Source organism: Anatilimnocola floriformis, assembly GCF_024256385.1.
Classification (GTDB): domain Bacteria; phylum Planctomycetota; class Planctomycetia; order Pirellulales; family Pirellulaceae; genus Anatilimnocola; species Anatilimnocola floriformis.
Map to the genome: position 1 here is coordinate 1,440,744 of NZ_JAMLFW010000001.1, position 26,253 is coordinate 1,466,996.

Sequence of the window (26,253 nt, forward strand, 5' to 3'; positions counted from 1 at the left end):
GGTATGCTGCGGCACTTCCCGCCCGGTCTCTCCCAACTCCTGCCTCGCCAAAGCGGAAACCTCTCATGCGTCGCTACCTGCTGAGTCTACTGGTCTGCACGTGTTTCGCGACTCTTCTCACCGCCGAGGAACCGACCGGTGAACTCGCTGACAAATTGAAGGGCGTGACCTTCGAGCAATACTCAACCGCGCCGGGTTACTCCGAAGGGCCGACGTGGCGGAACGGCGAAGTGTTGTTTTGCAGCGGCGCACTGATGCGGGTCGACAACAAACGCGAGCTGCACAAGTTTCTCGAGATCAATCCGGCCGGCACTTATCTGAACGGCAACGAAGGGCACGTGCTGATTGCCGACAATAAGACGAAGGCGATTCTCGAGCTGCAGCCGAATAACGAAGTACACGTGCTAGCCGAACTGTACGACAATCAAACGCTGCGTGGGTTGAACGATCTGACCGTCGATGCGGCCGGCAACATTTATTGGACCGATCCCGAGGGTTCGTCGCTCGATAAGCCGATCGGCAACCTCTATCGCCTGAACAAGGCGGGGCGCGTCGATCTGATCGCCGGCGGCTTGGCCTTTCCGAATGGCCTCGAGGTTGATCCGGCGAGCAAGTTTCTGTACGTGATCGAATCGCAGTCGAAGAAGATCCTCCGTTACGGGCTCGTCGCCGATCACCGGCAACTCGGCAAGCCCGAGGTCTTCTACGATCTCGGCGGCAGCGGCGGCGACGGTTGTGCTTTCGACGCAGCGGGCAATCTGTGGGTGACTGATTTTCATCGGCCAGAGACCGGGAAGGGACGGATCACGGTGCTCAGTCCGGAAGCCAAGGTACTCGCGTATCTGCCACTGCCGAGCAAGGTCGTCAGCAACATTACCTTTGGTGGCGAGAATCGCGATGAGATCTTCTGCACGACGGGCGATCCGCCGGGAGTATTTCGGGCGAAGGTCGGCGTGAAGGGATTTGCGGGGCATGTGGCGCGGAAGCATGTGCCGGTGCGGAAGCTGAATGTTGTATCGATCGACCCCAAGCCGGACAGCGGCGTGGTGAGCAAACTCGACAAGCTCTTTGCCGCCGCGAAAATTGATGGCGGAAAACTCAATGACAACACCATTGAGTCAGCCTTTGAGATGGTCGCGTTAATCGGCAATCCTGGACGCCAAGACGAAATCAACAAGATCCTGCCGGCTTGGAAGAAAAACGTGTTGCAGCAAGCCAGCGATCGCGAACTCTTGGCCGAAGTCAAACGCCTCGGCGGCAAAGTGACGAGCGAAGTCGTCGCACCAGATTGGCTTCGCAGTCTTGCCGGCGACGAAGCGTTAACGACCTTCAGCCGCATCGTCGAAATCGATTGGAACGAGCGCACTGACGGCCACAAAGAACCGACGCCGAAGAAGATCACGGATCGCGTGAACGACGACACGCTGAAGTTACTCGCCGGCCAGGATCATTTGCGTAGCCTGCAACTGTCGGGCACGGCGGTGACGAGCGCCGGCCTAGTTCATTTGAAAGATTTGAAAAGCCTCGAGCGCTTGAATGTTTGTCTGACCAACTGCACCGACGAAGGTTTTGAGCAGCTTGCCGGCCTGACGAACATGAAGCGGATGACGGTGTGTGCTTCGAAGATTACTGGCAGCGGCTTTCAGCACCTTGGCGGGATGAAGCAACTCGAATCGATCAATCTCCACTCCTCGCCCGCGAGCGACGACGGCCTAGCCGCGATCGGCAAGTTGCCGAGTTTGCGCCGGCTGGAAATTGTTCACACGCACGTGACGGACGCCGGCCTCGCGCACCTCGTGAGCTTGGAGCATCTCCGGCAGCTACACATTCACGGCCCGCAAACAACCGAAGCGGCGCTGCCGTTTGTTGGCAAGCTGACGAGGTTGTATGAGCTCGATGTTTATGACCGCGCGGCCAGCGATGCGACGTGTGCACAGATCGCCAAATTGCCGAAACTGCGAAAACTGATGCTCGTGACCGGCGTCTTCACCGATGCCGGGGTGAGGGAACTGGCGAGCATGACGACACTGGAGAACGTCACGCTCGATTCGGCACACATGACTGATGCGTCGCTAGAAGCGTTGGCGAAGTTGCCGAATTTGCGAACGTTGAGTTTGAATCGCGGGAAATTTTCGGCGGAAGCGAAGGAGACTTTTGCGAAAAAGTTGCCGGAGGTGGTGGTGAAGTTTTAGTCGTCGACCGCTCCGCGGTCGATGATTGGACGCGGCAATTAAGTTGTGGCCGGAGTGCCAAGAGCCACAACATTCGTGCGAGTATTCGGCTCCATTCATCGAGCACGGAGTGCTCGACGACTATTGGAACGTCTCCAGCACCCCCCGAACCAGCGCCCGCACTTTCGGTTGCACATGCTGCGCAACTTTCACAACGTGTTCGGCATCGACTTCTTCATTCGCGGGTGAATCAGGCTTTGCGATATTCGTAACCGTGCTGATGCCGAAGACCCGCATGCCGCATTCGGCGGCGACGAGGACTTCCGGCACGGTCGACATGCCGACGACATCACCCAGTTTGCGGAACATCCGATATTCGGCCCGCGTTTCATAACTCGGGCCGGTTACGGCAACGTACACGCCTCGCTGACACACAAAGCCGCCGGCGCGGGCAGCTTGCAAGCCGACCTCGATCAATTCGAGATCATACAGCCGAGCCGAAACTCGCGGCATGCGATCGGTTTGTCCGGGTTGAAATTTAGCGAGCCCCGGCAGGAACATCAGTTGAATGTGATCCTCAATCAGCATCACATCGCCGACGGCGAACTGCGGATTCACACCGCCGGCCGCGTTCGACACGATCAGCGTCTTTGCGCCCAGGCCGTTCATCACGCGCACGCCGAGCGTCGCTTGCTCGACGTCGTAGCCTTCGTACAAATGGCAACGCCCTTGCATGGCCACGACGGGGACTCCCTGCAGCGTTCCGCAAATGAGGTTACCTTTGTGCGCGAGCGCGGTCGAATGCGGCAGGTGCGGGATTTCGCGGTATGGGATGATTTGTTCCGCCGTAATCTCATCGGCTAGATCGCCCAAGCCGGTGCCGAGGACGATGGCGACCTGCGGCGTGCAACTCCAGCGAGACCGGACGGCGGCGAGGGCTTCGGCGAGCATTTGCTCGCGTGGTGGGTTGGTTGCGTTCATGTTCTTTCGCTGGCTGGCTTTGTCGTCATCACGCTCCGCGTGGTGATGCGCCACGCGGAGCGTGACGACTACACTCTCGCTCGCGCCGAACCACCGGAGCGAGGGAGCAGGTTCCACAGGGCCGAAAAATCTGCACTCGTCAAGAATGTAGACCAGCCGACGAGCATGATCCAGTGGAACAAAAACAAGCACATCGCGTATTCATTGCTGAGATGAAACAGCACGATCAGCAGCAAAGCCCAGCGGCGCGTTTCGCGGAACCAAACGAGCAGCGGCGCGAAGAGTTCTACGGCGACAACGGTCCATGTCATCAAGCGCACGAGAATCGGCATTTCAAACGGCCAGGCCGGGATGCTGAAGCGGCCGAACGTGTCGTCCAAGCGAATGACATACGACAGCGCACTCCCATCCCACCAAGGCGTACCACCCAGTTTGAAGAGGGCTGCCGAGACGAAGATCACGACCATCTGCAGTTGCAACAACCGCAACGGCCAAGCTGGCGCGAGAGGACAGGTTTCATTTGCGTTGCGATTCCAGAGCAAGCGATCGACCGACCAAGCGCGGCCGCTCGGCATGAGTAGCAGAAAAAAACCGACGAGGCAAAACACGCTATCCTCGGCATCGAGAATGAGCGGATTGCGGTGTTGCCAGCTGACGAGGAGTACGTACACGATCAGCGCGTTCACGCGCGAGCAAAAGCCCACGAGCAACATCAGCGTGCAGGCGATGTGGATCCAGAAGATGTTTTGCATCCATTCGCTGGCTTCATTGGGATCGGTTGGCAACCAGCGAAGCACGGACCATTGCTGCGGCAGTCGAGCTGCTTCATCCACATCGGGCGGATACAACCCGGTCGGGCCATACCAGGTTTCCAGATCGGGATAGAGCACGGCCAGGTAAATCAAAATCACCAGCGCAAAGCCGATGCGGACGAGCGCGAAGCGGCGCGCGTCGATTGGCGCATTGAGGAACTGCGTCCAGCTGGTGGAGAGCTTTCCCCAGAATTGCGCGAGCGAAATGCCGTCGTTACTCATTCGGGATTTCCCGCTGACGGCGGTGGCGGTAAATCCAGCAATGGTTCATTCGAAAGCACCCAGCGATCGTCATAGCCTTCGGGCGCGCCGGGCTTCGGCCAGCGATTGCCCGTTGGCGCTGGCAGCGTTTTTGTTTCGGCGATCAGCTTGACGAATTTGGGGGGCGCTTCGCCCCCTGGCGGCAGCTTCGCTGTGTTCACAATGTGCTGCGCGAGGGCCGGCCAGCAGCGGTTGTTGCTGTTCATCCAGACGTTGTCGTAATATTCGGCCCAGCGATGCTTGCGAAATCGCGTCGCCGACGAATGCTCGGGCCAATGCGGCATCGACCACTTGGCCAGCACGTGATCATCGCTATCCATGATCTCGGCCGAGATGCGATGATTCTGTGCGTCGGGTGTGGGCGCAAACATGCTCCAGCCGTAATGTCCTGCGCCCATCCAATCGGCAAGCCAACGGGCTGCGTAGGAGGCCGCGTTGATGTTCAGCGGTGCGCCTTGGAGCACCATCAAGGCGACCAAAAATACGACCAGGCCGCACACGCCGCGGCGGCGCAGCCTGAGCCAGCGCTGGGCAGTTTGGGATGGTTCTGCCGTCATGATCGTTACGTTCGTTACGGGCCGCTGAAAATCGCTGCAGCTGAGTGCTGCAGGCGTTGTCCTAATATAGAGCGCTCGCCGGCTGCAACCTAAGTTTGCTTAGCAGTCCTCATCTTCCGTTGGCAATGTCTGCCGAGTTCGTCCTATGCTCAAACCAATTCTCGTGACCGTTCTGGTGGCCGTTGTCATTCTCACCGAATGTGCGCTGGCCTACATGCTCATTCCCAGTTCCGCCGAAGTGGCGGCCAAGCTCGATGAGCACGGCGAAGCAACCGCAGCCAAGACCGACGAACACGGCGCGAAGGATGAGCACGGCAAGAAGGAAGATGCTCACGGAAAGAAAGACGACGCCCACGGCAAAAAAGACGACGCCCACGGCAAAAAAGACGCACACGGCGCTGCCAAGAAAGATGCTCACGCGAAGCCCGCTCATGGCGGCGGTCACGACCCGGCCGGAGGCGGCAAAGTTCCCGCCGGTTCCGGCACCGGCGGCGAAGTCGAAGTGGAAATGGGCAAGTTCAACCTGATGGTGCACGAGACTGCTAGCAATGTCACGCTGCGTGTGAATTTTCATCTGGTCGGCACCGTGGAAGACGCCGACAGCGACGAAGTCACGCGTTTGATCGAGAAAAACCAGCACCGCTTGCGTGATCAAGTCATCTTTGAAATCCGCAATGCGCAGATGAGCGACCTCTCGGAAGCCGGTTTGGGCTTGATTAAAAGACGCATTTTGGCGAAAAGTAACGATCTGCTCGGGCAGCCCTTGCTGCAGAATGTCGTGTTCAGCGAGTTCTCGTACCTCGAACAGTAACGAGTTGAACAGTCTGGTCGCCATGGATGGGCGATCGGCCGACAGGAAAGGATTCCGATGGCTGACGGCGAAAAAATCTCGCAGGATGAAATCGAACAACTGCTGATGCAAGCGCAGCAGGTGGCCGGTCACAAGCCGCCCCCCATCGCGCCCGCAGCACCCGCAACCGGCGGAGCCGTCGGTCAATCGGAAATCGAAAACCTGCTGAAGCAAGCTCCCGCCGCTCGATCTGCGGCCGCCCCTCAAACACAAACTGCCACTGCAGTCGCTCCGCCTCGCGCCGCCGCTCCGGCCGCGGTCAAACCGAGCAAAGTCGGCGACGATATCCAATTCCTGCTCAACCAGGCCGAACAAGCGATCGCCTCGGTCGATCAGCCGATCGATCCCGCCATCGCCGGCATTCAGCCCTTCGAATTTCGCGACTTCGGCGGCAGTCCCGCGTCGGGCGACAAAGCCACGCTGGAACTTCTCCGCGATGTCGATCTGCAAGTCCGCATCGAGCTCGGCCGAACGCAGATGTATCTCGAAGATGTGCTCAAACTCAAACGCGGCGCGGTCGTGCCGCTCGACAAACTTGCCGGCGATCCCGTCGACGTTTACGTCAACGGCCGCTTGATCGCCCGCGGTGAAGTGCTGGTGCTGAACGACAACTTCTGCGTTCGCGTAGCGGAACTTTTAACAAGCGATGATGTGTAACGAGAGTGAGAAAAGCACTCCCTCGTCCCGGTACTCCGGGGAGAGCGTTGGGGTGAGGGGTTGAAGCGGAAAGATTGCAAATTGGGTGGAACGGATGCCACAGAGTTTCAAAATCTCGATTGCAATGTTGATCCTCCTCGGATCATCGTTGTCGGCGTTTGCCCAACAACAACTCCCCAGCGGCGCCGTTCGTTCGCACTACGCCAAACAAGGCGCCATCCCCGCCGTTCGCGAACAAACACCTGTGTATGCTCCTGCTGCTCCCGCCTCGAGTCATCAGCCGATCGCTCCCGTCGCGCACGAAACGCACATTCCCGAGCCCGGTCCGTTGCCGACTCGCGGTCCCGCACCGGCTCCCATTCTGATCACGCCCCGAGGTTCGACCAGTCCCAAAGCTCTCGTCCGCACGCCAACGTCGGGTTGGGGCGCACTCAGCAGCGTTGGCGCTAGTCTCGGCCTCGTGCTCGGCGCGTTCCTCTGCGTCGCGATGCTTTCAAAACGCTACCTGCCGAAGGCCGCGGGCCCGCTGCCCAAGGAAGTTGTCGAGCAACTCGGTTGGGCGCCGCTCGTCGGCCGTCAGCAAATGCAGCTTGTCCGTCTCGGCAACAAGCTGTTGCTGATCTCGGTCACGCCCGGCAGCAGCGCCGAACCGCTGGCCGAAGTTACCGATCCCGCCGAAGTGGAACGCCTCAGTGCAATGTGCCGGCGAGCCAAACCCGAAAGCTCGACGCAAACATTTCGCGACGTCATCAGCGACCTCGAACGCCAGCCGACTCGCGGTTTTGTCGAAACGCAACCGCGCCCGGTGACCCCGCGTCCAGCTACGACGACAACGCCGATTAGCACCACCACTCCACAGCGCCCCGTGATTGCGAGGCCCCTCAATGGTTAAGTGGTCGCTGATCTTCTGCACCTTCGCCGTGTTGACTTGCAACGCACTCACCGCGACTGCCCAAATCGTCGGCGATGCGCGCAGCCGCGCAATCGCCGCCGAAGGACTTCCCGCGGACGAAATTACTCCCGCTAGTCTCCCTGCCACCGATGCGGTCACAGAACTCCTCCGCAACGGCCCCGAATCGTTGACGAGCCCGAAGAAGCTGAGCGGTTCGCTGCAGATCATGTTGCTGCTGACCGTCATCAGTCTCGCGCCGGCGATTCTGTTGATGACGACTAGCTTTGTGCGGATCGTCGTCGTACTCGGTTTGCTGCGGCAGGCCCTCGGCACGCAGCAACTTCCGCCCAGCCAAGTGATGACCGCACTCGCGCTCTTCATGACGCTGCTCGTCATGACGCCGACATGGAATGAAGTTTATCAGCAGAGCGTGCGGCCTTACTCCGAAGGCCGAATCGCCAATCCTGAAGATGCTTTCAACCTGGGCGTGCTGCCGGTCAAACGCTTTATGAGTCGGCAAATCGAAATGGCCGGCAACAGCGACGACGTCTGGATGTTTTACGACTATCTGCCCGAAGCCCAACGCCGCAGCACACCGCCGCAATCGTACGACGAAGTGCCGCTCCCCGCGCTCCTCCCCGCCTTCATGCTCAGCGAACTCAAAGTCGCCTTTCTCATCGGCTTTCAGATTTACTTGCCGTTTTTGATCCTCGACATGGTCGTTTCCAGCGTCACGATCTCGATGGGCATGATGATGTTGCCGCCGGTGATCGTGTCGTTGCCCCTCAAGCTGCTCCTGTTCGTGCTCGTCGATGGCTGGACGCTAGTCGTCGGCATGTTGATGAACAGCTTTGGTCCTGCCGGATAATTTCCTCACGTTTTGATCGAGATCCACGAGAACTCTTTGCTCACCTTCCTGTTCCTGACTGCCGCCACGCGTTACGTCCTTCGCTACTGGCGAGGCAAACCATGATGACCCCCGAAGATGCCGTGACCCTCGCGCAGCAAGCGCTGCTCATGTCGCTGCTCCTTTCTGCGCCGCTGCTAATCGTCGGCATGGTCGTCGGTTTACTGATTGGTCTGACGCAGGCCCTCACGCAAGTGCAGGATCAAACCGTCGCCTTCGTGCCGAAGCTCGTCGCGATGGTCGTCTGCCTGCTGCTGTGCTTGCCGTGGCTGGTGCAGAAGCTGATGGAGTACAGCGAGACGCTGATCACGGAAATTCCGAAATCGATGCTCGGCGGATGATTTTGTGTTGCCCCCTCGCCTCGGTACTCCGGGGAGAGGGTTGGGGTGAGGGGCCGAAGCGGTGTGACAGCTACGATTCATGACAATCCTTTCCCCCCTACTCACGCTTTACCTCAATCAGTTCCTGATTTTCGTTCTGGTACTGACGCGAATCGGCGCGCTCATCATGACGCTGCCGGTACTCGGCGGCAGCAATATTCCAGTGCAAATTCGCGCGCTGCTCGCCGTTTCCGTTGCGATGCTGATTGCTCCGCTGCACTGGGGCATGACGTTGCCGGGAATCGACAATCTCGCCGCGCTCGGCATGCTGATGGCGCGCGAAGCCCTGCTCGGACTGGCCCTTGGCACTTCGGTGATGATCCTCCTCAGCGGCATGCAACTCGCTGGCCAGGTGACGAGTCAAATGAGCGGCCTGTCGCTCGCCGATGTTGCCAACCCTACGTTCGACACCACTGTGCCGATCATCGCTCAGTTGCTCGAATCGCTGGCGATCGCGCTCTTCTTTTTGCTCGGCGGCCATCGCCTGGTCATTACTGCCCTGCTCGATAGCTTTCAGTGGTTACCGCCTGGCGCCGCGACGTTGCCCGAAGATTTGGTGCAAGTTCTGGTACAAGTTACCGCGCACAGCTTTCACGTCGGCATTCGCGCTAGTGCGCCGGTGATGGTCGCGATGTTTCTCGCGGTGCTCGTGGTGGGCCTCATCAGCCGGACGCTGCCGCAGCTCAATGCGATGGCGGTCGGTCTGAATTTCAATGCAATCTTGCTGCCGTTGATCGTTGCCGTGTCGATCGGCTCCGCCGCGATCACTTTTCAGAATGAGCTGGCCGGTGTGCTGGAGCAGGTTCGTGCGGCGCTTACTCCCGGCGCGGAAATGCGGGCGGAGTAACAGCGCATGGCCGACGAAGATGCAGGAGAAAAGTCGCACGAAGCATCGCCGCATCGTCGCGAGCAGGCGCGCGAGGAAGGCAACGTCGTCAAGAGCCAGGACCTCGGTTCGGCCGCGATGCTCGTCATCGGTTTGCTCACGCTCTGGTACATGGGCAATAGCCTCGCCCTCGCGTTTGGCCGCATCACTCGTGAACATCTCGGCGGCGAAGCCTGGCTGCGAATGGATCTGCCCGACATTCTGCAGCAACTCGTCCACATCGGCGCCGACGTTGGTCTGGCGGTGCTGCCGATTCTCGGCACGCTGGTCCTCACCGGTGTACTGGTCAACCTCGGCCAGGTCGGCTTTTTGTTTCTGCCGCAGAAGCTGGCCATGGATTGGCAACGGATCAATCCTCTTTCAAACGCCGGCCGAATTTTTTCCACCACCTCGGCCGTGCAACTCGGCTTCGGCATGGGCAAAGTCGTTCTCGTCGCCACGATCGCCGCCATCAACTTGTGGGGCGAACGCGAACAACTACTGATTCTTTGCGATCAAGAAGCGGGCGAGATCGGCGTCTATCTCTTCAGCATTTCGTTCTGGACTAGCCTCAAGATCGGCATCGCGCTGCTGATCCTGGCCGTCTTCGACTATGGCTATTCCTACTGGAAGCACGAGCAAGACTTGATGATGAGCCATCAGGAAATGCGCGAGGAAATGAAGCAGCAGCAGGGCGATCCACACGTGGCCTCGCGCCGCAAACAGGTGCAGCGCGAACTCGCGAAGGGGCGTCTCAAAGAAGTGATTCCCAAAGCCGATGTGATCGTGACCAATCCCACGGAACTCGCCATCGCGCTGCAGTACGATCCCGACACAATGCCCGCGCCGGTCGTGCTCGCGAAAGGCGCCGGCGTACTCGCGCAACAAATCCGCCGCCTCGCTCTAGAAAACGCCATCGCTGTTGTCGAGCGCAAAGAACTAGCCCGCGCGCTTTACGCCAACGTCGATGTCAACTCCGCCGTCCCCGCCGAACAGTACGCCGCCGTCGCCGAGGTCATTCGCTACGTCTACCAACTCAAGGGCAAGAAGCTGCCCGGCCAACAAGCGGCTTAGCCGTAGGCTTCGCGCAGCACTTTGAGACTCTTCGGAATCGCCGTCAGCGGATCTTCTCTTCCCTCGAACTCCAGCGAAACCCAGCCGCGATAATTCACATCGCGAAAGATCTTGGCAATCCGCGGGTTGTCGAGCTCGAGCGTGTACCACAGCCCGCCGCCGAAGTACGTTTTCGATTGCACCAGAATCGTTTTCGGCGCCATCAGCTTCAGGCGGTCGTAGGGATCTTCCAAAAAATTGCCAGTGTCGGACGTCACCTGCAGCCAAGGACTCTTGATCGCATCGACAATCCGCAACACACCTTCCGGCGTGCGACCGAGTCCCCAGTGATTTTCGAGCCCGAGCAACACGCCGCACTTCTCCGCGGCAGGAAGGCATTTTTCCAGGCTATCGATCACCCACTTGTAGCCGTCATCGTCGGTATAGCGTTCGATCGTCGGCTCGATGCCGCGGTTCTTCATCAGCTCGTCGAAGTCTTTGCTCGTCCCCCAACTGCCAGTGTTCACTCGCATCGTGGGAATGCCCATTTGATAGGCGAGCTCGATGCAATGAATCGTGTGATCGATGTTCTTCTGCCGCTTGGCTGCATCGGGCGACAGAAACCCTTGATGCGTGCTAAAGCCGCACAGCGACAAGCCGTTGACGAAGGCTCGCTTCTTGAGTTTCTGCAAATAACCGGGTTCTTCGCTGGTCATCTGCCGATGCAAGATTTCCACACCATCGAAACCCCACTCGGCCGAGAGATCGATGCACTTCTCCAAATCGCGGAGGGCTTCGTTCTTGAACTGCCAGAAGGAGTAAGTCGACACGCCGATGTGCTGACGAGGCGTTGCCATGCGCGGTTCTTCGGCGAGGGCAGACGAAGTGCTAAAGCCCGGCAGAGAAAGTGTCGCAGCGGCAGCGACTGCGCCTTTTAAAAGTTGACGGCGGTTGGTGGACATCGTCTCTGACCTCCTTTTAGCCACCGGCTTCAGCCGGTGGTAACTCGCGCAAAAAAATCTCCGGCTTTAGCCATTCGAAGATCGATGGCTAAAGCCGGAACGCTATCTCGATCAATCCACCAGCTAAAGCTGGTGGCTAATGGATGCAATCGAAAAACTACTTCCCAATCTTGTCTTTCCCCACCCACATCCGCAGCTTCTCGGGAATCGCGATGCTTCCATCCGCTTGCTGATAATTCTCCAGCACGGCGATCAAAGCGCGGCTGATCGCCACGGCCGTGCCGTTGAGCGTGTGGACGAACTGCGTTCCCTTCTCGGCCTTCTTCTTGTAACGCACATCAAGGCGGCGGGCCTGGTAATCGGTGCAGTTGCTGGTGCTGGTCACTTCGCCCCATTCACCCTTGCCGTCGTTGCGGCCGGGCATCCACGCTTCCAGGTCGTACTTGCGATAAGCGGGACCGCCGAGATCGCCCGAAGCCGTGTCGATCACACGATACGGAATTCCCAGGCCATCGAAAATCTCGCATTCGATCGCGCGGATCTCTTCCAGCGTCGCGTCGCTCTGCTCGGGCGCGGTGAAGGCGAACATCTCGACCTTGGTGAATTGATGCACGCGATAAATACCGCGCGTCGCCTTGCCGTGCGCGCCGGCTTCGGTGCGGAAGCAGTGGCTGATTCCGCAGAGCTTGATCGGCAACTGCTCTTCGCCGACCGTCTGCTTCGCATACATGCCGCCGAGCGTGATTTCGGCCGTGCCGACGAGGCTCAGGTCGCTGTTCTCGATCGAATAGATCTGCGTTTCGCCGCTGCCGCGGGGATTGAAACCGATGCCGATCAGAATCTCGTCGCGGGCCAGATCGGGCGTGGTCGTGATCGTGAAACCGCGAGCCATCAAGACATCGAGAGCGTAGCGCTGCAGCGCCATCTCGAGCAGCACGGCTTCGTTTTTCAAAAAGTAAAAGCCGTGGCCCGTCGTGCGCGAGCCGGCTTCGAAGTCGATCAAGTCATGCTTGGCCGCGAGTTCGACGTGATCGAGCGGTTTGAAATCGAATTTTTTGATCTCGGTTTTGCCGCGAGCCACTTCGGCCGCATCGTGCTCACCGCCGATCGGGGCGCTCGGGTGCGTCAAGTTCGGAATGAGCAACTGCAACGCGTGAGCCTGCGTTTCGAGCCGATCATGTTCAGCTTGCGCAGCATCCTTCTGATCGCGGAGCTTGCGGCCTTCTTCTTTCAGCCGTTCGCGCGTTTCCGGATCGGCTTTGCCGATTTGCTTAGCGGTGTCGTTGGCCTGGCGATTGAGTTCTTCGACTCGCAGCAGGCATTGCCGCCGCGCGGTTTCGAGCTCGACGAGCTTGGGAACGTCGCAGGTCACGCCGCGGTTCTTGCAGTTGACGATGACTTGTTCAGCGTTATCGACGATGTATTTGCGATCGAGCATTGGCGGAAGGGGGCCAGGGGCCAGAGGTTAGGGACTAGGAGTCTGAATGCAGTGGTGAATACAAAATTAGCGTTTGATTTTGGCGATCTCTTCCCACAGGGCAGCGCTCGCGCAAATGCCGCGGTGGAAATCGCCGAGGTTAAATTTTTCGTTCGGGCTGTGCGTGTTGTCGTCGTCGAGACCCCAGCCGAGCAGGAGCGTATCGACGCCGAGTTGCTGCTTGAAATTGGTAACGATCGGAATGGAACCGCCTTCGCGAATGAACACTGGCCGTTTACCGAAGCCCGTTTCAATCGCCTGTTCAGCCGCGGCCATGAAGGGACTTTCAAGCGGCACGACGCAACCTTGCGCGCCACTCATGTAAATCAGTTCCATCGTGATGCCCGGCGGCAATCGCTCTTTCAAAAACGTCTCCAGCGACGCGGCGATCTTTTTGGGATCTTGATTCGGCACCAGGCGGAAGCTGAATTTCGCGCCAGCCTTCGCGGGGAGCACCGTCTTGCCACCTTCGCCTTGATAGCCACCCCACAGGCCATGCACATCAAAGGTCGGCCGAGCCCAGCGGCGCTCAAGGGTCGAAAAATCTTTTTCGCCGTAGAGACCCGCCACGCCGAGCTGTTCCTTAAACGACTCATCGCTGAACGGCAGCGCGGCGAACTGTTTTCGTTCGCGATCCGACAGCGCGAGCACGTCGTCATAAAAGCCCGGCACCTGCACGCGACCGTTAGCATCGCGCAGGGCGTGCAATAAGGACGCGAGCGCGTTGAGCGGGTTCGTCACCGCGCCGCCAAACGTGCCGCTGTGCAGATCCTGCTTCGGCCCGGTCAGGCGGATCTCGAAATAAGCGATGCCGCGCAAGCCGTATGTAATCGCCGGTTGGCCGGGGGCGAATTGCGACGTGTCGCTGATCACCACGATGTCCGACTTCAGTTTGTCGGTCACGCCGGGCTGCTTCAGATAGTCGTAGATTCCCTTGCTGCCGACTTCTTCTTCACCTTCGATGACAAACTTCAGTTGCACGGGCAGCTTGCCGCGGGTCTTCAGCCAGGCCCGCGTGCTGAGAACGTGAGTCAGCATTTGGCCTTTGTCGTCGGTCGCGCCGCGGGCATAGACATTGCCGTTGCGGATGGTCGGTTCAAACGGCGGCGTGACCCATTCATTGAGCGGATCGGCGGGCTGCACATCGTAGTGACCGTAAACGAGCACCGTGGGTGCACCGGGAATCGCCGGGCTTTCGGCATAAATCAACGGCTGACCGATCGTTTCGATCTTCTCGGTCTTCAGCCCCATCGCCTGAAACTGCCCGGCAACCCAATCTGCCGCCCGGCGCACATCGGGATGGTACTTCGAATCGGCCGCCACGCTGGGAATGGCCAGCAACTGGCACAGATCCCGCTCAAACGTGCCCCGTTCGGCGTCCAGATATTTCCGAATATCTTCCATGATTTTGATGCTCTCCCTCGTCTCCCGCCTCTCGACTCTCGCCTCACCCAAGATCGGGCAATATAATACGAGCGGTTCGCCTCGCCTATTCCCGGTGCTGGGCTGCGGCAGCGAACCTGAGTCTATGCAGTGTCGCAGGAGGCCCCGAGTGTCCGAGCAAAAATCTGCCGCCGTTGCCGAACCCGATGTGGAAGCCGATCAATCGGCCCAGCGAAAACCGCCCAAGCGGCAGCCTCGCTACAACGTCATTCTGTGGAACGACGACGATCACACCTACGACTACGTGATCACCATGCTCAAGGAACTCTTCGGCCATAAGGAAGAACGCGGCTTTAAAATTGCCACCGAAGTCGACAAGACCGGCCGCGGCATCTGCCTGACCACCACCATGGAACACGCCGAACTCAAACGCGACCAGATCAAAGCCTACGGCGCGGAAAAGGGAAATCCGAAGAGCAAGGGCAGCATGTCGGCGACGATTGAGCCAGCGCCGGAGTAGTGTTCGTTGCTACGCGGTTGCTCCCTCGCCTCGGTACTCCGGGGAGAGGGGTGGGGTGAGGGGCCGAACAGCGAGTTCACTCAGCCAGTTGTGCTCGTTATTTCGCATCTCCAAACACTTTCTCCCCAGCCGCATTCATCCGCACTCCCTGTGCTTGATCAAACAGCATCACCCCAAGCTGTTGTTCATCTGCCAGCGCAATTGCGTCCGGCAAGCCAACCGCCAGCAGCGCAGTTCCCCAGCCGTCGGCGTCTAGGGCGGTGGGAGCCAGGACCGCGCAGAGCGTCGTGGTAGTGACATACGGCTTGCCGGTTTGCGGCGAGATGAGGTGATGCACCTTGGGATCCGCGCCGGGCTTGGTGCGATACAAGCCGCTGGTGGCGAGGGCGGAATCTTTCAACTGGAAGACACGCAGCATCTGCTGCGGATTGCGCGGATCTTCGATGCCGACGCGCCAGCTGCCGCGGGCGAGGAGTTCGCCGCCGACGTCGACTAGGCATTCCTGCACGCCGGCCTGCTCGAGAATTTTCTGCGCCTGATCGGCAGCGTAACCCTGCAAGATGGAACCGAGATCGATCTGCAACTGCGGATTGCTTTTGCGGAGCGTTTTCGCGGCGAGATCGACCGTGAGTTTTTCATAGCCGACGCGCTCACGCAATTCTTTTAGTTCCTCTTCGCTCGGCGCCGGTCGTTCGCCCGGCGGTCCATATCCCCAAGCGGCCACGAGCGGCGCGACGGTGATGTCGTAGCGGCCGTTCGACAGGCGACTCAGTTCCTGCGCGCGAGCGACGAGCTTGAGCAGTTCTTCAGGCTGTTCGGTCTCGAAGGTCGTTTCGCTCGCATTGAACTGCGCAGTCGCCGAATCCTGCCGCCAGTGTGAGAGACTGCTTTCGATTCGCTCGAGTTCCTTCGTCACCGCTTCTTGCAGCGGCGCAATCTGATGGTCGCCGCGGATTTTCACCGACCACGAAGTGCCAAAGGCTTTGCCGCCGATTTCGACGAACTTCGGCTCGCCAGCAATTTTTGGTTCTGATGCTGCCGGTTGAACTTTTGCCCACAACTGCGGGCCGAATAAACCGAGGGCCACGCAACCGACAAGCGCCGCCGCCAGCCAATCGCGGCGTTGAATCCGGTCGTGGTCGCCACCGCTCTTCACCAGACGAAGTAGTTCTCCTGTCGGACAGCCATAGCGACAGAATCCGTACGGCACGATGGTGGACGCGAACAAACCGACGAGCGCAATCGTGGCCGAGATTCCCGCCGCGCCGCCCAAGACCCACGCATCGAATGGTTCAATCTTCGCCAGGTCAAACCGCAGCACGAACGTCGCGAGGACTACGCAGGCACCGAGCAACAGCGCGGGAATGATCGCGAGTCGCCGTTGCCAGGCAGCCGATATTTTCAAGTGAAGTCGTTTGAAGTGGGCGAACAAACCTTGCGCCGCGCCATGCGGACAAAGTTGCTGGCAATAAACCTGCCGCCGCGAAACCCACGGCATGATGAGCGCGACGGCTGCGAGCAACATCACCGCCGGCGCGGTTCGCCACGGCAAGCCATGACGCGACCAACCGACAAAGAGCGCGATCGACAGCAAATCGCCCAACCAGTAGAGAAACGCCACGACGAGCACGACCTGCCACACCAGGCGAATTCGCCGATTCGATTTCAGCGAAGTGAACGCCATTGCCAGGCCGCCCGCGATCACCACGAGCAAGCCGGGCTGCCAATTCCAGGTCGGTTCTTTCTTCGGCACGACCTTGGTGTCGGCCAGGAATCGCCGGCGCACTCCATCGGCCACGGCAAAGCTCGTTTGCGTCGCGCCGGACACGCCTTCGATGCCTGCCGTTTTGAAATCGATCTTGGCCCACTCGTCGATGGTGCGGCCTTTCAAACTATCGCGAAACTCATCCGACGGACTCACGCGCTCGACATACAACTCGGTGTCGTAGCTCTTGCGAATGATGACATCGATCACACTCACGCCGTTGGCAGCCACCGCGATGAGCGACTCCGTCGGCCCTTGATAGCCGCGGGCGTTGTCGGAATAAGGCGAGGTGCGGACGACGTAACCGAGATGCTTTCCTTCTTCGTCGAAGGCCTTGTACCAACCAAGCCGCGGCGTGTCGGCTTCGAACTTGCGGGCCGCTTTGAAGAGTTTTTTGATGTCGCGCAGCTTGACCGGTTCGGGGAAGCGGAGCGAAACACTCGTGCCGCGCAGCCGCCGCTCGATCGCTTCGGCGAAAGCGAAACTTGTCAGGGTCGAGCCACCCACGCCGTCGATTTTTTCGCGGTGCGTCGTTTGATCGGCGCCGAGAAACTGCGGCCAGAATGTTCCACTCGCGCGGACTTGCTCGGCGTGGCTGGGCGTATCACCGCTGGAGAGCACGCGCACGCCTATGATGGTTTGCTGGGCATCGAGCACGATCAGCAGGTTGCTGGGGCCGCTGTAACCGATGATGTCGTCGGTCCGCGGTGAAGTGGTCAGCAGCAAGCCGAGCGGCTTCCCTTTGTCATCCAGCACGGCTTGACCGCCGAGTCGGGCGTCGCCGGCTGCGAACTTCACGGCCGTGGGAAAATACTCCTTCGCCGTGGCGAGTGAGATTTCATCGGCCGGTGGTGGTTGCCGGCCAGCTACAAATAAAATCGCAGCGACGGCAGCCAGCAAACCGAGACGAAAGGCCCGCGGCAGAATGGCGGCAGTAATCCACTGCCGCCAGCTTCGGCGAGCCTTCTCTTTTTTTACTTTCGGCGGTGGCGACGGTTCGCTCTCCATGCGACCGCCCTACTTCTTCAGCAGTTGAACCGCATCGGCGTGAATGAAACCGTCGGCCCCTTCGTTCGACAGGATGATCGCGGCTTTCCCTGCCGGAAACTCGAACGCGCCGAGCGAATGGAAGGCCTGCGGATCGGTCGAGTTCTCTTGCTGATTGAGTTTCAGCTTGAGTGGCTTTTGACCTTCGCGTTCGATGATGCAGAGAGCCTTCTTCGCGCGATTCTCATGCCCCACCCACGACAGCCGCACTTCATACTTGCCGGCTTCGGGCACGGTGAGTTCGAAGCGAGCCTCGGCTGCATCGTTGATCGAAGCATACCGATAGCCATTGCCCACGTAGGGGCTCAGGCCGGAACCTGCACCCCAGTTGCCGGTGAACTTCGCGGTAGCATCATCGACCGCAATGCCGCTGAGCGACTTCAACTCGATTCCGGGCGGCCCGGACGGTTTCGGCGCTTGATTCGGCACACCAGAGACTTTGTCCGCAGCCTTCGACAGGTACGGCGCGACGGCAATCACTTCCTTATCGGGATAGAGTTCGCCGCTGAGCGTATCGCGGCGCATCGCGCCGGGCTGCTTGAAGAGATCAATCAAATCGGGCAGGTAGCTTTCGTAAACATTCCGCGGCGAGGTGTTGTGCAGCCGGCACAGATAAGCGGCCTTGCCGACCACTTCGCCCATCATGCCGCAAGTGCGCATCACGCGCACCGTGCCGAGGGCTTCGTGATTCACGCTGATGCACCGGCCGGCCATGAACAGGTTTGGCACATTCTTCGAATAGAAGCAGCGATACGGAACCGGATATCCGTTCTTGCGATCGACGCCGGCGCCGAATTCAGCCCGTGAAATGAACGGATTGTCCGGGAATTTTTTGGCGTATTGTTCCTTGGGATAATGCAGGTCGATATCCCACGTCGTCGGCACGCAGCCGTCGGGAAATTCCTTCTGGCTGACGATGTCGTTGCGCGTGAGCACCACGTCACCCTCGATCAGCCGCGATTCGCGCGGGCCACCGACATAAGCAACCCACTTGAGGGCCGCCTTGGTGTGGGCGTCTTTTTCCTTGCCATGCTTCAGCGCGCTGAACGCGCCATACACAGCACGCAGGTTCCAGTCGCGAATGAACTCCAGGTCGTTGATCGAATCCTTGTTGAAACCCGACTCCCAGAACCATTCACCTTTCATGAACGGCTTGTCGTCGATCTTCGAACGGCTGGCCACGGTTTTTGGAAAGTCGCTCACATCGAGCGCGAGCGCCCACGGAGTTTCCGGCCACTCTTGTTCGTTGGCTTCGTTTTGCCAGTACCACATGTTCGACATGCCCATGCGGCCCTGCGGTTCAATGCTGTGCTTCGCGCCGGCAAGAGCGCCAACTACGCCGTGGCCGGTGCAGTCGCAAAACAGTTTGCCGCGGAAGATTCGTTCCTTGCCGGTCTTCACTTCGAGCGCGGTGACTGACGTGACTTTCCCTTCCTTATCGGTGGCGGCCTTCATGGCGAAGTGGCCGAAGAAGAGCGAGATTGATTTCTCGCGGAGGACGAGTTTTTCTTTTCGTTCATCGACGAAATCGTCGCCAGCGCCGGGAGAATCGGGCGCGTGATCGGCAAACTCTTCGACAATCTCACCGAGGTGCGGATATTTGCCGCGGAGCGTGCCACCCTGAGCCCACACGCGAACTTCGCTGCTGCCGTTGCCCCCCAGGACGAAGCGGTCTTGAACGAGAGCCACCTTCAACGATTGGCGTGCCGCCGAAATTGCTGTCGCCGTGCCGGCATATCCGCCGCCGACGACGACCAGGTCGAACTCACCGGCGTCTTCTGGTTCTTTGCCAAAGCCGAGCCAATTGCGACGAGTTGCTGCCAGATCCGCATCGGCGGGCAGTTTGAAATCTTTGTCGGAGGTCAACAGGATCGCATCGCAGCGACCATCGAAGCCGGTCAAGTCATGCAGACCGAGGGTAGTTTCGCCCTTGGGAAGTTCTACCTCGCCACCAGCGTGCCAATGCCAATCGACACCTTGCGTGCCAAATGTGGTTTCGAGTGGTTTGCCATTGATGAGGAGTTGAAACCGGCCCGGCGTGCCGGGAGCTTTCCAATGAGCGACCCAATCTTTGGTGCGAACCCACACCTGATATTTGCCAGCTGCGGCGACCTCGACCTTTGTCGACGCATCTTTCACCGGCTGACCCAAACCGTGCGCCAGCAAGTAGGGCGAACCAACGATTTGCGTGAAGGCAGTGTCGAGCGACCAGCCGCCGACATCGTCGAACGACTCGGCTTCGACAAAAATCGTTTCCGCCCGAGCCGCACCTGAAAACGAAACCGCCAGCAACGCACAACCGAGAATCGCCCACAAGAAACGTCGCATCACAAGCCTCAATCAGCATGGAGAGTCATACGCGCCGGGTCACGGCGGGAAGTTCCGTATTATAGCCGAGAGCCCAGCGGAACTCACTCTGCCCAGTTTCCTGGCTGACACGAAAGTCACGAGTCCACCAGAATGCGTTTTCGGCGAGAGAAAGATTTTTACTGATGCGGCGGATCGATTCGAAACGAGTCAAATCCATAGCGAACGGCCGGCTTTTCACTGTTTTTGTTGAAGATTTGCACCACTGTGCAAATTTTCGGACGCAACGAGTCAGATCTGGCATACGATTTCAGTAAGAACTGGCCCTGATTCACCGCAACCAGACTGGTACAATGCCGATAACGAAAGAGCAGTCAGCCGTTCGTCGCCGCGGCACGCAGTGAGTTGTGCGGTTGATTGCCAGAGACGTACATTTGCGTAAACAGCCTTTGGTGTGCATTCTGACCGAGGGACCTATTTTTACGGGATGGCTCGAATCACCAAGGTGCAGGTGCAGTAGCACGCCCGATTCCGCCAATCTCCCAGCGACTCCATCGCTGTCGAAATCCTCCAAAGGTTTGTTCTAAAAACGCCGGGCTCCGCCGAAAAAGCGGAGCCCGGTTGTTTTTCTTGCTGATTGTCGCCTTTCGCTCCGCGAAAGAACGCGTCTTTTAAGCGTCGCAGCGCGAACCAATCAGGCAGCGGTTCGCACTCTTCCAAGAGGCGTGCTTTCGCGGAAGCGAAAGACGACCATGACCGCCTTGAACGTTCACGACAATTTGCTAAAATCTGTGCTTCCCGGATCCGTAGCTCAACTGGTCAGAGCATCTGACTCTTAATCAGAGGGTTCTCGGTTCGAGTCCGAGCGGGTCCACTATCCATCCGGGATGAAAGCTTGTGCAGCAATGCACAAGCTTTTTTTATGCGCCGTTTGGATCCTTTGCTTGCCGTTTCCAACGAAACCGTCACCATTGCCAGCCTAGCCGGCCTTCTTTTCGGCGCAATAATTCAAACGACGAGGTCTTCATGTCAGATTCCTGCCAAGGAGGACTGCCGTGTCTATCGTCGCAACGAAAACGGGTAGCATTCGCCAACAATGGCCTGCTGCTCCGGATTTTCACTCGCTGCCCACTCCCAAGACGCAGCACCCGGCCGTGCCGCTGGTCAAGCTCTGCTACACCATGGTTCACGCTGCCGATGCCGTGGGAATCCACGATCTGGCCGACGGCGAGTTCCTGCCGGCCGATTCGACGCTCGAACAAGGCATCGAGCGGCAGCTGAATTACTTGTTGAATCAAGTTGGCTGTTTGCGGCCTGGTTTTCGACTGCTTGAGATCGGCTGCGGCTATGGTCACTTGCTGCAAATGGCCCAGCAACGCGGCGCGCAGGTGATCGGCGTCAATATTTCGCCCGAACAAGCGGATTATTGCAACGAGCGCGGGCTGAAGGTGCATTGCTGCTCCTATCGCGATTTGTTGCACGAGGCGAGTTGGCACGGCCAGTTCGATGGCGTGATTGCCAACGGCTCGCTGGAGCATTGGGTGCAGCCCGAAGATGTGCAAGCCGGGCGGATGAACGATATTTATCACGAGTCGTTCGCCATCGCGCACAAACTGCTCGACCCTCAGGACCACGACGCGCGTTACGTCACCACGGCGATCCATGTCAAACGCGATGTGAAGCCCGAGTACCTGCTCGCATCCTGGCTCAACCAACCGCTCGGCTCCGACCGCCGGCATTTCAGCTTGCTGCATCACTGGATGGGCGGTTACTACCCGGTCGACGGCCAACTTGCCGAATGTGCCAAACCGTTCTTCACGCTCGAAAAAGAAGTCGACGGCACCTTGGGTTACAAGGTAGCCAACGACTATCGGATGGCGCGGATGCTGCGCGGGCTTTATACCAATCCGACATTGGTTTGGCGGCTCCTCAATTCGCTAGTCCATCATCCGTTCGTCGCGGCCACGATGCTGGAAAGCTTTTTCATCGAGCAATCGTGGGATTGGCAGTTCCGCGGCGACAATCCACCGATGAAACTACTGCGTCAAACCTGGCGGCGAACCGAGATCGGCTAAGGTAAGAGAGCTACGGCAATTCCCAGCGGCAAACCAAACCGTCCTCGGGATCCATCACCTCGCCGATGAGCTGAAAGCCGCATTTTGTCAGCACGCGAATCGACGCGTTATCATCGGGCATGGTGTGAGCCCGTACGAGCAGCACCTGACCGCTCGCTTTGGCAAAATCGATCAAGCCCTTGGTTGCCTCGGTGGCAAAGCCGCGGCACCGCTGAGCTTCGTCGATGCCGTAGGCCACTTCCACCATGCCGCTGCTGTCGGGCGGTCCCTTGAACGCACAATTGCCGACGGCGGTTCCGGTTGCGCGCTCGATCACCGTGTAAGAAAGTGCCCAGGGATCGCCGGGGGTGGTCTGCTTTACCCGAGCGATCCAGTCGGGCGAAACCTGCGCGAAGACCTCCGGCGGTAGCGCTGCGACCCAAGCCAAAACTTCCTCGGGCGTTTGCAGCACCAGATCGAGGTTGGTCGTTGCAATCGAAAATGCAGTCATGGGTGTGATTTTCCACCTCGTTCGACGGGCATTCAAGAACCAAAGACGTGAGGGATTTTCTTTTTGACAAAACCCCTGCGAAATGACTATGGTTGTGGGCGGCGGGGCCTTCTCTTCCCAGGTTCTTCGCCATTTTCTCGCCTGTTGCTCACTCTCCTGCGCGACAATCCACTCCTTAACTGACCGATTGCGAGAGGGGAATTGCACGATGATTTTGCAGGGATGTCGCCGACGCGGTTTTACGTTGGTCGAATTGCTGGTCGTGATTGCGATCATCGGTGTGTTGGTCGCCCTGCTGCTGCCAGCCGTGCAGGCCGCGCGCGAGGCCGCCCGGCGGATGCAATGCAGCAACAATCAAAAGCAGCTCGCCCTGGCGATTCATAATTACCACGATACGTATTTGACGCTTCCTTGGGCTGCGTCGCAGGGGTTCGGCTTCACCTACCACGCCCACGTTTATCCGTTCATGGAACAGCAGCCGCTGTACAACATCATTCAGTTTCAAGATTCCGGCGAGGGAAGCGATAGTTCGCCGAACAGCACCTTTTCGATCGTCGCCAAAACGGTGGTGAAGGGGCTGAAGTGCCCGTCCGAAAAAACAGCCAATGTCTGGGCGCCGGCGATCAATGGTTTGTCGAATCGGGCCGTCGGCAGCTATGTCGGCAATTGCGGCAGCGATGTGAGCCTCGATACACCGCAAGCTCAGGGGACGATCGACGTCCGCTGCGGCAACGGCCCGATGCTCGTCTTTCACGTCGCTTCGGCAGTCAATCGCACGGAAGTCAAATTCAAGAACATCACTGACGGCCTATCGAATACGCTCCTCGGCGGCGAATCGCCGTTCTCGGTGGTCGATCCCTGCACCATTTGCGACCGCATGTATGGCTACAGCTACGATGCCGATGCGGCGAATGCTGCATCGGGCGAGGGAGACTTTTCCGAGGTGGTCTGCTCGACTTACTACAAAATGAATCGTTCGATGCTGAAGACCGGTCCGACGGGTGATGAACGCGAAATGTCCTTCGGCAGCTACCATCCTGGCGGCTGCGTGATGCAGATGTGCGACGGCTCGATCCGCTACGTCACTGAATCGGTCGACATGGCCATTTGGAAAGCGGCCGGCTCGCGCGACGGCGGCGAAACTCTGCAACTTCCGTAAACCTTTTTGAAGAGAAGTCTCGAACAATGCGACTGATGATTGTGACCACATTTCTGGTAGCGCTAATCGGCTTGAGCAGTGGTTGCTCGAAGGGCAACCCCACCGTTGCGCCTGCCGATGCAGTGAAGGTTCCTGCCGATGCGCCAGTCGGTGAGGAAAAACCATCGAACGACGAAAAGTAAGACGCCGCGCGGCTAACTTCAATGCTTCGGCGTGACTCGTCCCACGCCGAACTGGTCGCCGGTGGCGATCGGCAGTTGGCCGCGGAAATGGATTTCGACCATTTTCTCGCTGTGCACTTCGCGCCGCTTTTCGTCGGAGAGGCGAGCCACGATTTCTTTCGTCGCTGTGTCGAAGACTTCGCCCGTCGATGGATACGCAAACTTGCCATCGAGGCTAAAGGTGATCCAGCCGGGTTGCTCGCGCACGGCGACGCTTTGTTTTTGCTTCGGCGGATCGACCGTGTTGTCGAAGATGTGTACGCGTTGATTGGCAGCGTCGACCACCCACACTTCGCGCTCGTCGGGCGTCAGGCCGATGCCATGACTGGGGCAGCCGTGGCGTTTTACCGTTCCTGGCTCGAAGCCTTGTACCTCAACACGGTGGAGCTTCTTTTCGGTAGTGAGATTGGCGATTTCGAAACCGAGCAGATCGTTGACGCAAATGTAGGCTCGCGTCGCAGCGCCATTCACGACAAACGGCCTGATGGCGCCGGCCATCGGCCCGACCTTGCCGACCAACTCGTTAGTCTTGGTATCGGCAACGAATAGAAATGGCGACTTGAGACCGCCGAGATACATCCGCCGGCCATCGCGACTGACGACCGTATTGTGCGCGCCGCTCTTGGTTTCGACGGCAGTGATCTGCTTGCCATCGGTCGCATCAATGACGTTCCAGGTGTCCCTTTCGAACGACGGCACGTACAGCAACCGACCGTCGGGCGTGATCGACATTCGATCGGTGCCGTTAGGCGGCGCGGTTTCCCATAATGTTTTGTCGGTCTCCAGATCGAGGCAATAGAGCTTCGATCGCGTGGTGAAATACAACCGCTTCGTCGCTGCGCACGCACACACGCCCTTGATATTGTCGGGCATCGGCTCGGCGCTGGCCGGTGTTTCGATACGACGGACAAACTTGTGTCCGTCGTCGATATCAAACACCAAAATCCCCGCGCCGCCGAACTCCAGATAGTTCCGAATGCCGGGCGTCACCACATACAAATAACGACGCGGCGTCGGTTCCTCACCCGCGACGAGCAGCGGCAGCGAAGCAATCCAGACCACGGCGAGCAGCAGGTTTCGCAGCTTCATCGGCGATACTTTCTTCAACGATTCTTACTTACGGCAGAGCGGGCGGAGTTGGCAGCGCCGGCTTTTCGGGCGGCGTGAGTTTCAGCTCGAGGCGTTTCACCGGATCATCGCCCGGCGGCAACGCCGGGGCGGCTTCGTTGGCCGGAGCGCGACCTTCGAGGCGATTGATTCGGTCTTCGAGCGAACGAATGGTCGCTTGGAGCAATTCCACCTGGCTCTTGAGGGCGTTCACTTCTTCGCCGAGTCCCACCGGCTGACCGCCAGCGGGGCGAGCGAGGCCATCGATCACTTCGCCGACGCGGCGCACGATCGGCCGATCGCCGCCAGCGCCACCGAGAATGCCGCCGAGGGCGCCTCCGCCAACTGCAACGTTTCCACCGGCTGGATTGCCTGCTGGCTGAGCTCGCGCGTCGAGCGCTGCCGGAGCGAGTCGCACCGTCTTCCGCGTGAGGGTCGCGCCGCGGTAATAGCTCAGTTCCATTTCCTGACCAGCGCGGGCGGCGGCGACGAGCTCGACCACTTCATCGGGCGTGTTCACTCGTTGGCCATCGACTGCGACGATCAAGCTGCCGACGGGAATGCCGGCGCGCTCGGCAGGGCCGCCCACTTTCACGGCTGCGACGAGCGCGCCGCGCGAGGCGGTGAGTCCATTGGCAGTGCGGGCCTGCTCGGTCAATTGAACGACCGAGATGCCCAGCGAACCGCGGGCATTGCCTACTTCGGGAACGGCGGGAGGAGCGGCCGGATTAAATCCAGGCGCGGCATCCGGCGGCGGACCGGGATCTTCTTGATTCGCCCGATTCACCGGCGGTGTTTGCCGCGCGACGAGTGTGGCGTTCAAGGTCAACGCTTGTTGCCCGCGCAGCACGGTGAACGTCGCCTTTTGACCAGCCGCGACCTGATTGAGCACGGCTTCAAAATCGTCGAGGTTTTTCACGGCCTGGCCGTTGATGGCCGAGACGAGATCACCCTTTTGCAACTTGGCCGCTTCGGCGGGGCTGCCGGGCTTCACGCCCAGCACGACGATTCCCTGCTGGCCGTCGGTTTCATCGGCGGTCATGCCGAGATAACCGGGCTGAGCCACCGGCGCGGGATTGGCCAGCGGATCGGCGGGTTGATTTAGCTTGTCGAGCGCGCCGCCGAGGCGTTGTTCGAGTTTTTTCAGCAATTGGGCCGACGCGAAAGGCTGGGCCAACGGCTGAATGAGAGCAGCTGCAAAAGCTGCCGCTAACAAGAGGTTCTGACGACGCATGACCGCACTCCTTCCGGATTTCAAGTGGCATTCGATTCAATTCCGATTATCCGTTATGCTCCAGCGAAATGAAACTGCCCGCCATCGCCGTTGCCCCTTTGGAACTCTCCCCGGGAGTTC

At 59.2% G+C, this 26,253-nt stretch carries 24 protein-coding genes and 1 tRNA gene; 13 read left to right on the top strand and 12 right to left on the bottom strand.

All coding sequences use genetic code 11. The features are described 5' to 3' along the window. Positions 1-65: 65 nt before the first annotated feature. Positions 66-2,192, top strand: a complete 2,127-nt coding sequence (locus M9Q49_RS06005; RefSeq protein WP_254507804.1) for an SMP-30/gluconolactonase/LRE family protein — start codon at positions 66-68, stop codon at positions 2,190-2,192. A gap of 120 nt (positions 2,193-2,312) precedes the next feature. Here M9Q49_RS06005 and M9Q49_RS06010 read toward each other — a convergent pair whose 3' ends face one another. Genes M9Q49_RS06010 through M9Q49_RS06020 form a run of 3 tightly spaced genes read right to left on the bottom strand, consistent with a single transcriptional unit; the run spans position 2,313 to position 4,782 of the window. Then, on the bottom strand, positions 2,313-3,269 hold the full coding sequence (locus M9Q49_RS06010; protein ID WP_254507805.1) for a purine-nucleoside phosphorylase: 957 nt from the start codon (positions 3,267-3,269) through the stop codon (positions 2,313-2,315). Beyond that, the gene (locus tag M9Q49_RS06015; RefSeq protein ID WP_254507806.1) at positions 3,221-4,186 is read right to left on the bottom strand and encodes an HTTM domain-containing protein; all 966 of its coding nucleotides are present in this window, start codon (positions 4,184-4,186) and stop codon (positions 3,221-3,223) included. Before M9Q49_RS06015 ends, M9Q49_RS06010 begins: the two co-directional genes overlap by 49 nt. After that, positions 4,183-4,782 carry a hypothetical protein gene (locus M9Q49_RS06020; RefSeq protein WP_254507807.1) on the bottom strand — a complete coding sequence of 200 codons (600 nt, stop codon included), beginning with the start codon at positions 4,780-4,782 and terminating at the stop codon, positions 4,183-4,185. The genes M9Q49_RS06015 and M9Q49_RS06020 overlap by 4 nt, the downstream gene beginning before the upstream one ends. Positions 4,783-4,927: 145 nt before the next feature. On the opposite strand from M9Q49_RS06020, the gene M9Q49_RS06025 reads away from it, so the two are divergent. The 7 genes from M9Q49_RS06025 to M9Q49_RS06055 all read left to right on the top strand — a co-directional run bounded on the left by M9Q49_RS06025 (position 4,928) and on the right by M9Q49_RS06055 (position 10,407). Next, positions 4,928-5,593, top strand: coding sequence for a flagellar basal body-associated FliL family protein (locus M9Q49_RS06025; RefSeq protein WP_254507808.1), 666 nt, complete (start codon positions 4,928-4,930; stop codon positions 5,591-5,593). 57 nt (positions 5,594-5,650) lie between these two features. Beyond that, a complete protein-coding gene (fliN, locus tag M9Q49_RS06030; RefSeq protein WP_254507809.1) occupies positions 5,651-6,289 on the top strand; it encodes a flagellar motor switch protein FliN in 639 nt (212 codons plus the stop codon). A 124-nt stretch (positions 6,290-6,413) separates the two neighbouring features. Beyond that, entirely contained in the window at positions 6,414-7,181 is a 768-nt protein-coding gene (locus M9Q49_RS06035) for a FliO/MopB family protein (protein WP_254507810.1), read from the top strand. Next, positions 7,174-8,049, top strand: a complete 876-nt coding sequence (gene fliP / locus M9Q49_RS06040) for a flagellar type III secretion system pore protein FliP (RefSeq protein ID WP_254507811.1) — start codon at positions 7,174-7,176, stop codon at positions 8,047-8,049. The genes M9Q49_RS06035 and fliP overlap by 8 nt, the downstream gene beginning before the upstream one ends. A 101-nt stretch (positions 8,050-8,150) precedes the next feature. Next, the gene (gene fliQ / locus M9Q49_RS06045) at positions 8,151-8,429 is read left to right on the top strand and encodes a flagellar biosynthesis protein FliQ (RefSeq protein ID WP_254507812.1); all 279 of its coding nucleotides are present in this window, start codon (positions 8,151-8,153) and stop codon (positions 8,427-8,429) included. A gap of 79 nt (positions 8,430-8,508) precedes the next feature. Continuing rightward, the gene (locus M9Q49_RS06050) at positions 8,509-9,315 is read left to right on the top strand and encodes a flagellar biosynthetic protein FliR (RefSeq protein ID WP_254507813.1); all 807 of its coding nucleotides are present in this window, start codon (positions 8,509-8,511) and stop codon (positions 9,313-9,315) included. Between the two features lie 6 nt (positions 9,316-9,321). Then, positions 9,322-10,407 carry an EscU/YscU/HrcU family type III secretion system export apparatus switch protein gene (locus M9Q49_RS06055; protein WP_254507814.1) on the top strand — a complete coding sequence of 362 codons (1,086 nt, stop codon included), beginning with the start codon at positions 9,322-9,324 and terminating at the stop codon, positions 10,405-10,407. On the opposite strand, the gene M9Q49_RS06060 is transcribed toward M9Q49_RS06055, so the two are convergent. From M9Q49_RS06060 to M9Q49_RS06070, 3 genes are all read right to left on the bottom strand, one after another. Next, positions 10,404-11,348, bottom strand: a complete 945-nt coding sequence (locus tag M9Q49_RS06060) for a TIM barrel protein (RefSeq protein WP_254507815.1) — start codon at positions 11,346-11,348, stop codon at positions 10,404-10,406. The two genes, M9Q49_RS06055 and M9Q49_RS06060, sit on opposite strands and share 4 nt — an antisense overlap. A 157-nt stretch (positions 11,349-11,505) precedes the next feature. Then, positions 11,506-12,786, bottom strand: a complete 1,281-nt coding sequence (serS, locus tag M9Q49_RS06065) for a serine--tRNA ligase (protein WP_254507816.1) — start codon at positions 12,784-12,786, stop codon at positions 11,506-11,508. 66 nt (positions 12,787-12,852) lie between these two features. Next, a complete protein-coding gene (locus tag M9Q49_RS06070; protein ID WP_254507817.1) occupies positions 12,853-14,229 on the bottom strand; it encodes a dipeptidase in 1,377 nt (458 codons plus the stop codon). Positions 14,230-14,377: 148 nt separating this feature from the next. Here M9Q49_RS06070 and M9Q49_RS06075 point away from each other — a divergent pair, with 148 nt between their 5' ends. Further along, positions 14,378-14,728, top strand: a complete 351-nt coding sequence (locus M9Q49_RS06075; RefSeq protein WP_254507818.1) for an ATP-dependent Clp protease adaptor ClpS — start codon at positions 14,378-14,380, stop codon at positions 14,726-14,728. Positions 14,729-14,825: 97 nt separating this feature from the next. Here the strand turns inward: M9Q49_RS06075 and M9Q49_RS06080 are convergent, their stop codons facing one another. Genes M9Q49_RS06080 through M9Q49_RS06090 form a run of 3 tightly spaced genes read right to left on the bottom strand, consistent with a single transcriptional unit; the run spans position 14,826 to position 20,151 of the window. Next, entirely contained in the window at positions 14,826-17,501 is a 2,676-nt protein-coding gene (locus M9Q49_RS06080; protein ID WP_254507819.1) for an FAD:protein FMN transferase, read from the bottom strand. A gap of 9 nt (positions 17,502-17,510) precedes the next feature. Continuing rightward, positions 17,511-19,868 carry an FAD-dependent oxidoreductase gene (locus M9Q49_RS06085; RefSeq protein ID WP_254507820.1) on the bottom strand — a complete coding sequence of 786 codons (2,358 nt, stop codon included), beginning with the start codon at positions 19,866-19,868 and terminating at the stop codon, positions 17,511-17,513. 25 nt (positions 19,869-19,893) lie between these two features. Beyond that, complete coding sequence (locus M9Q49_RS06090) at positions 19,894-20,151, bottom strand: hypothetical protein (RefSeq protein ID WP_254507821.1); 258 nt, start codon at positions 20,149-20,151, stop codon at positions 19,894-19,896. Between the two features lie 496 nt (positions 20,152-20,647). On the opposite strand from M9Q49_RS06090, the gene M9Q49_RS06095 reads away from it, so the two are divergent. Together M9Q49_RS06095 and M9Q49_RS06100 are read left to right on the top strand one after the other, a co-directional pair. Next, a tRNA-Lys gene (locus M9Q49_RS06095) sits at positions 20,648-20,721 on the top strand. 181 nt (positions 20,722-20,902) lie between these two features. Next, positions 20,903-21,922 (top strand): SAM-dependent methyltransferase, encoded by a 1,020-nt coding sequence (locus tag M9Q49_RS06100; protein ID WP_254507822.1) that lies wholly within the window; start codon positions 20,903-20,905, stop codon positions 21,920-21,922. 10 nt (positions 21,923-21,932) lie between these two features. Here the strand turns inward: M9Q49_RS06100 and M9Q49_RS06105 are convergent, their stop codons facing one another. Next, positions 21,933-22,412 carry a GNAT family N-acetyltransferase gene (locus M9Q49_RS06105; protein WP_254507823.1) on the bottom strand — a complete coding sequence of 160 codons (480 nt, stop codon included), beginning with the start codon at positions 22,410-22,412 and terminating at the stop codon, positions 21,933-21,935. Positions 22,413-22,620: 208 nt separating this feature from the next. On the opposite strand from M9Q49_RS06105, the gene M9Q49_RS06110 reads away from it, so the two are divergent. Together M9Q49_RS06110 and M9Q49_RS06115 are read left to right on the top strand one after the other, a co-directional pair. Further along, entirely contained in the window at positions 22,621-23,571 is a 951-nt protein-coding gene (locus tag M9Q49_RS06110; RefSeq protein WP_254507824.1) for a DUF1559 domain-containing protein, read from the top strand. Positions 23,572-23,597: 26 nt separating this feature from the next. Then, positions 23,598-23,753, top strand: coding sequence for a hypothetical protein (locus M9Q49_RS06115; protein WP_254507825.1), 156 nt, complete (start codon positions 23,598-23,600; stop codon positions 23,751-23,753). Positions 23,754-23,771: 18 nt separating this feature from the next. Here M9Q49_RS06115 and M9Q49_RS06120 read toward each other — a convergent pair whose 3' ends face one another. Further along, complete coding sequence (locus tag M9Q49_RS06120) at positions 23,772-24,881, bottom strand: hypothetical protein (protein WP_254507826.1); 1,110 nt, start codon at positions 24,879-24,881, stop codon at positions 23,772-23,774. Between the two features lie 28 nt (positions 24,882-24,909). After that, positions 24,910-26,133: a PDZ domain-containing protein gene (locus tag M9Q49_RS06125; RefSeq protein WP_254507827.1), complete on the bottom strand. Its 1,224-nt coding sequence runs from the start codon at positions 26,131-26,133 to the stop codon at positions 24,910-24,912. Positions 26,134-26,253 lie beyond the last annotated feature (120 nt).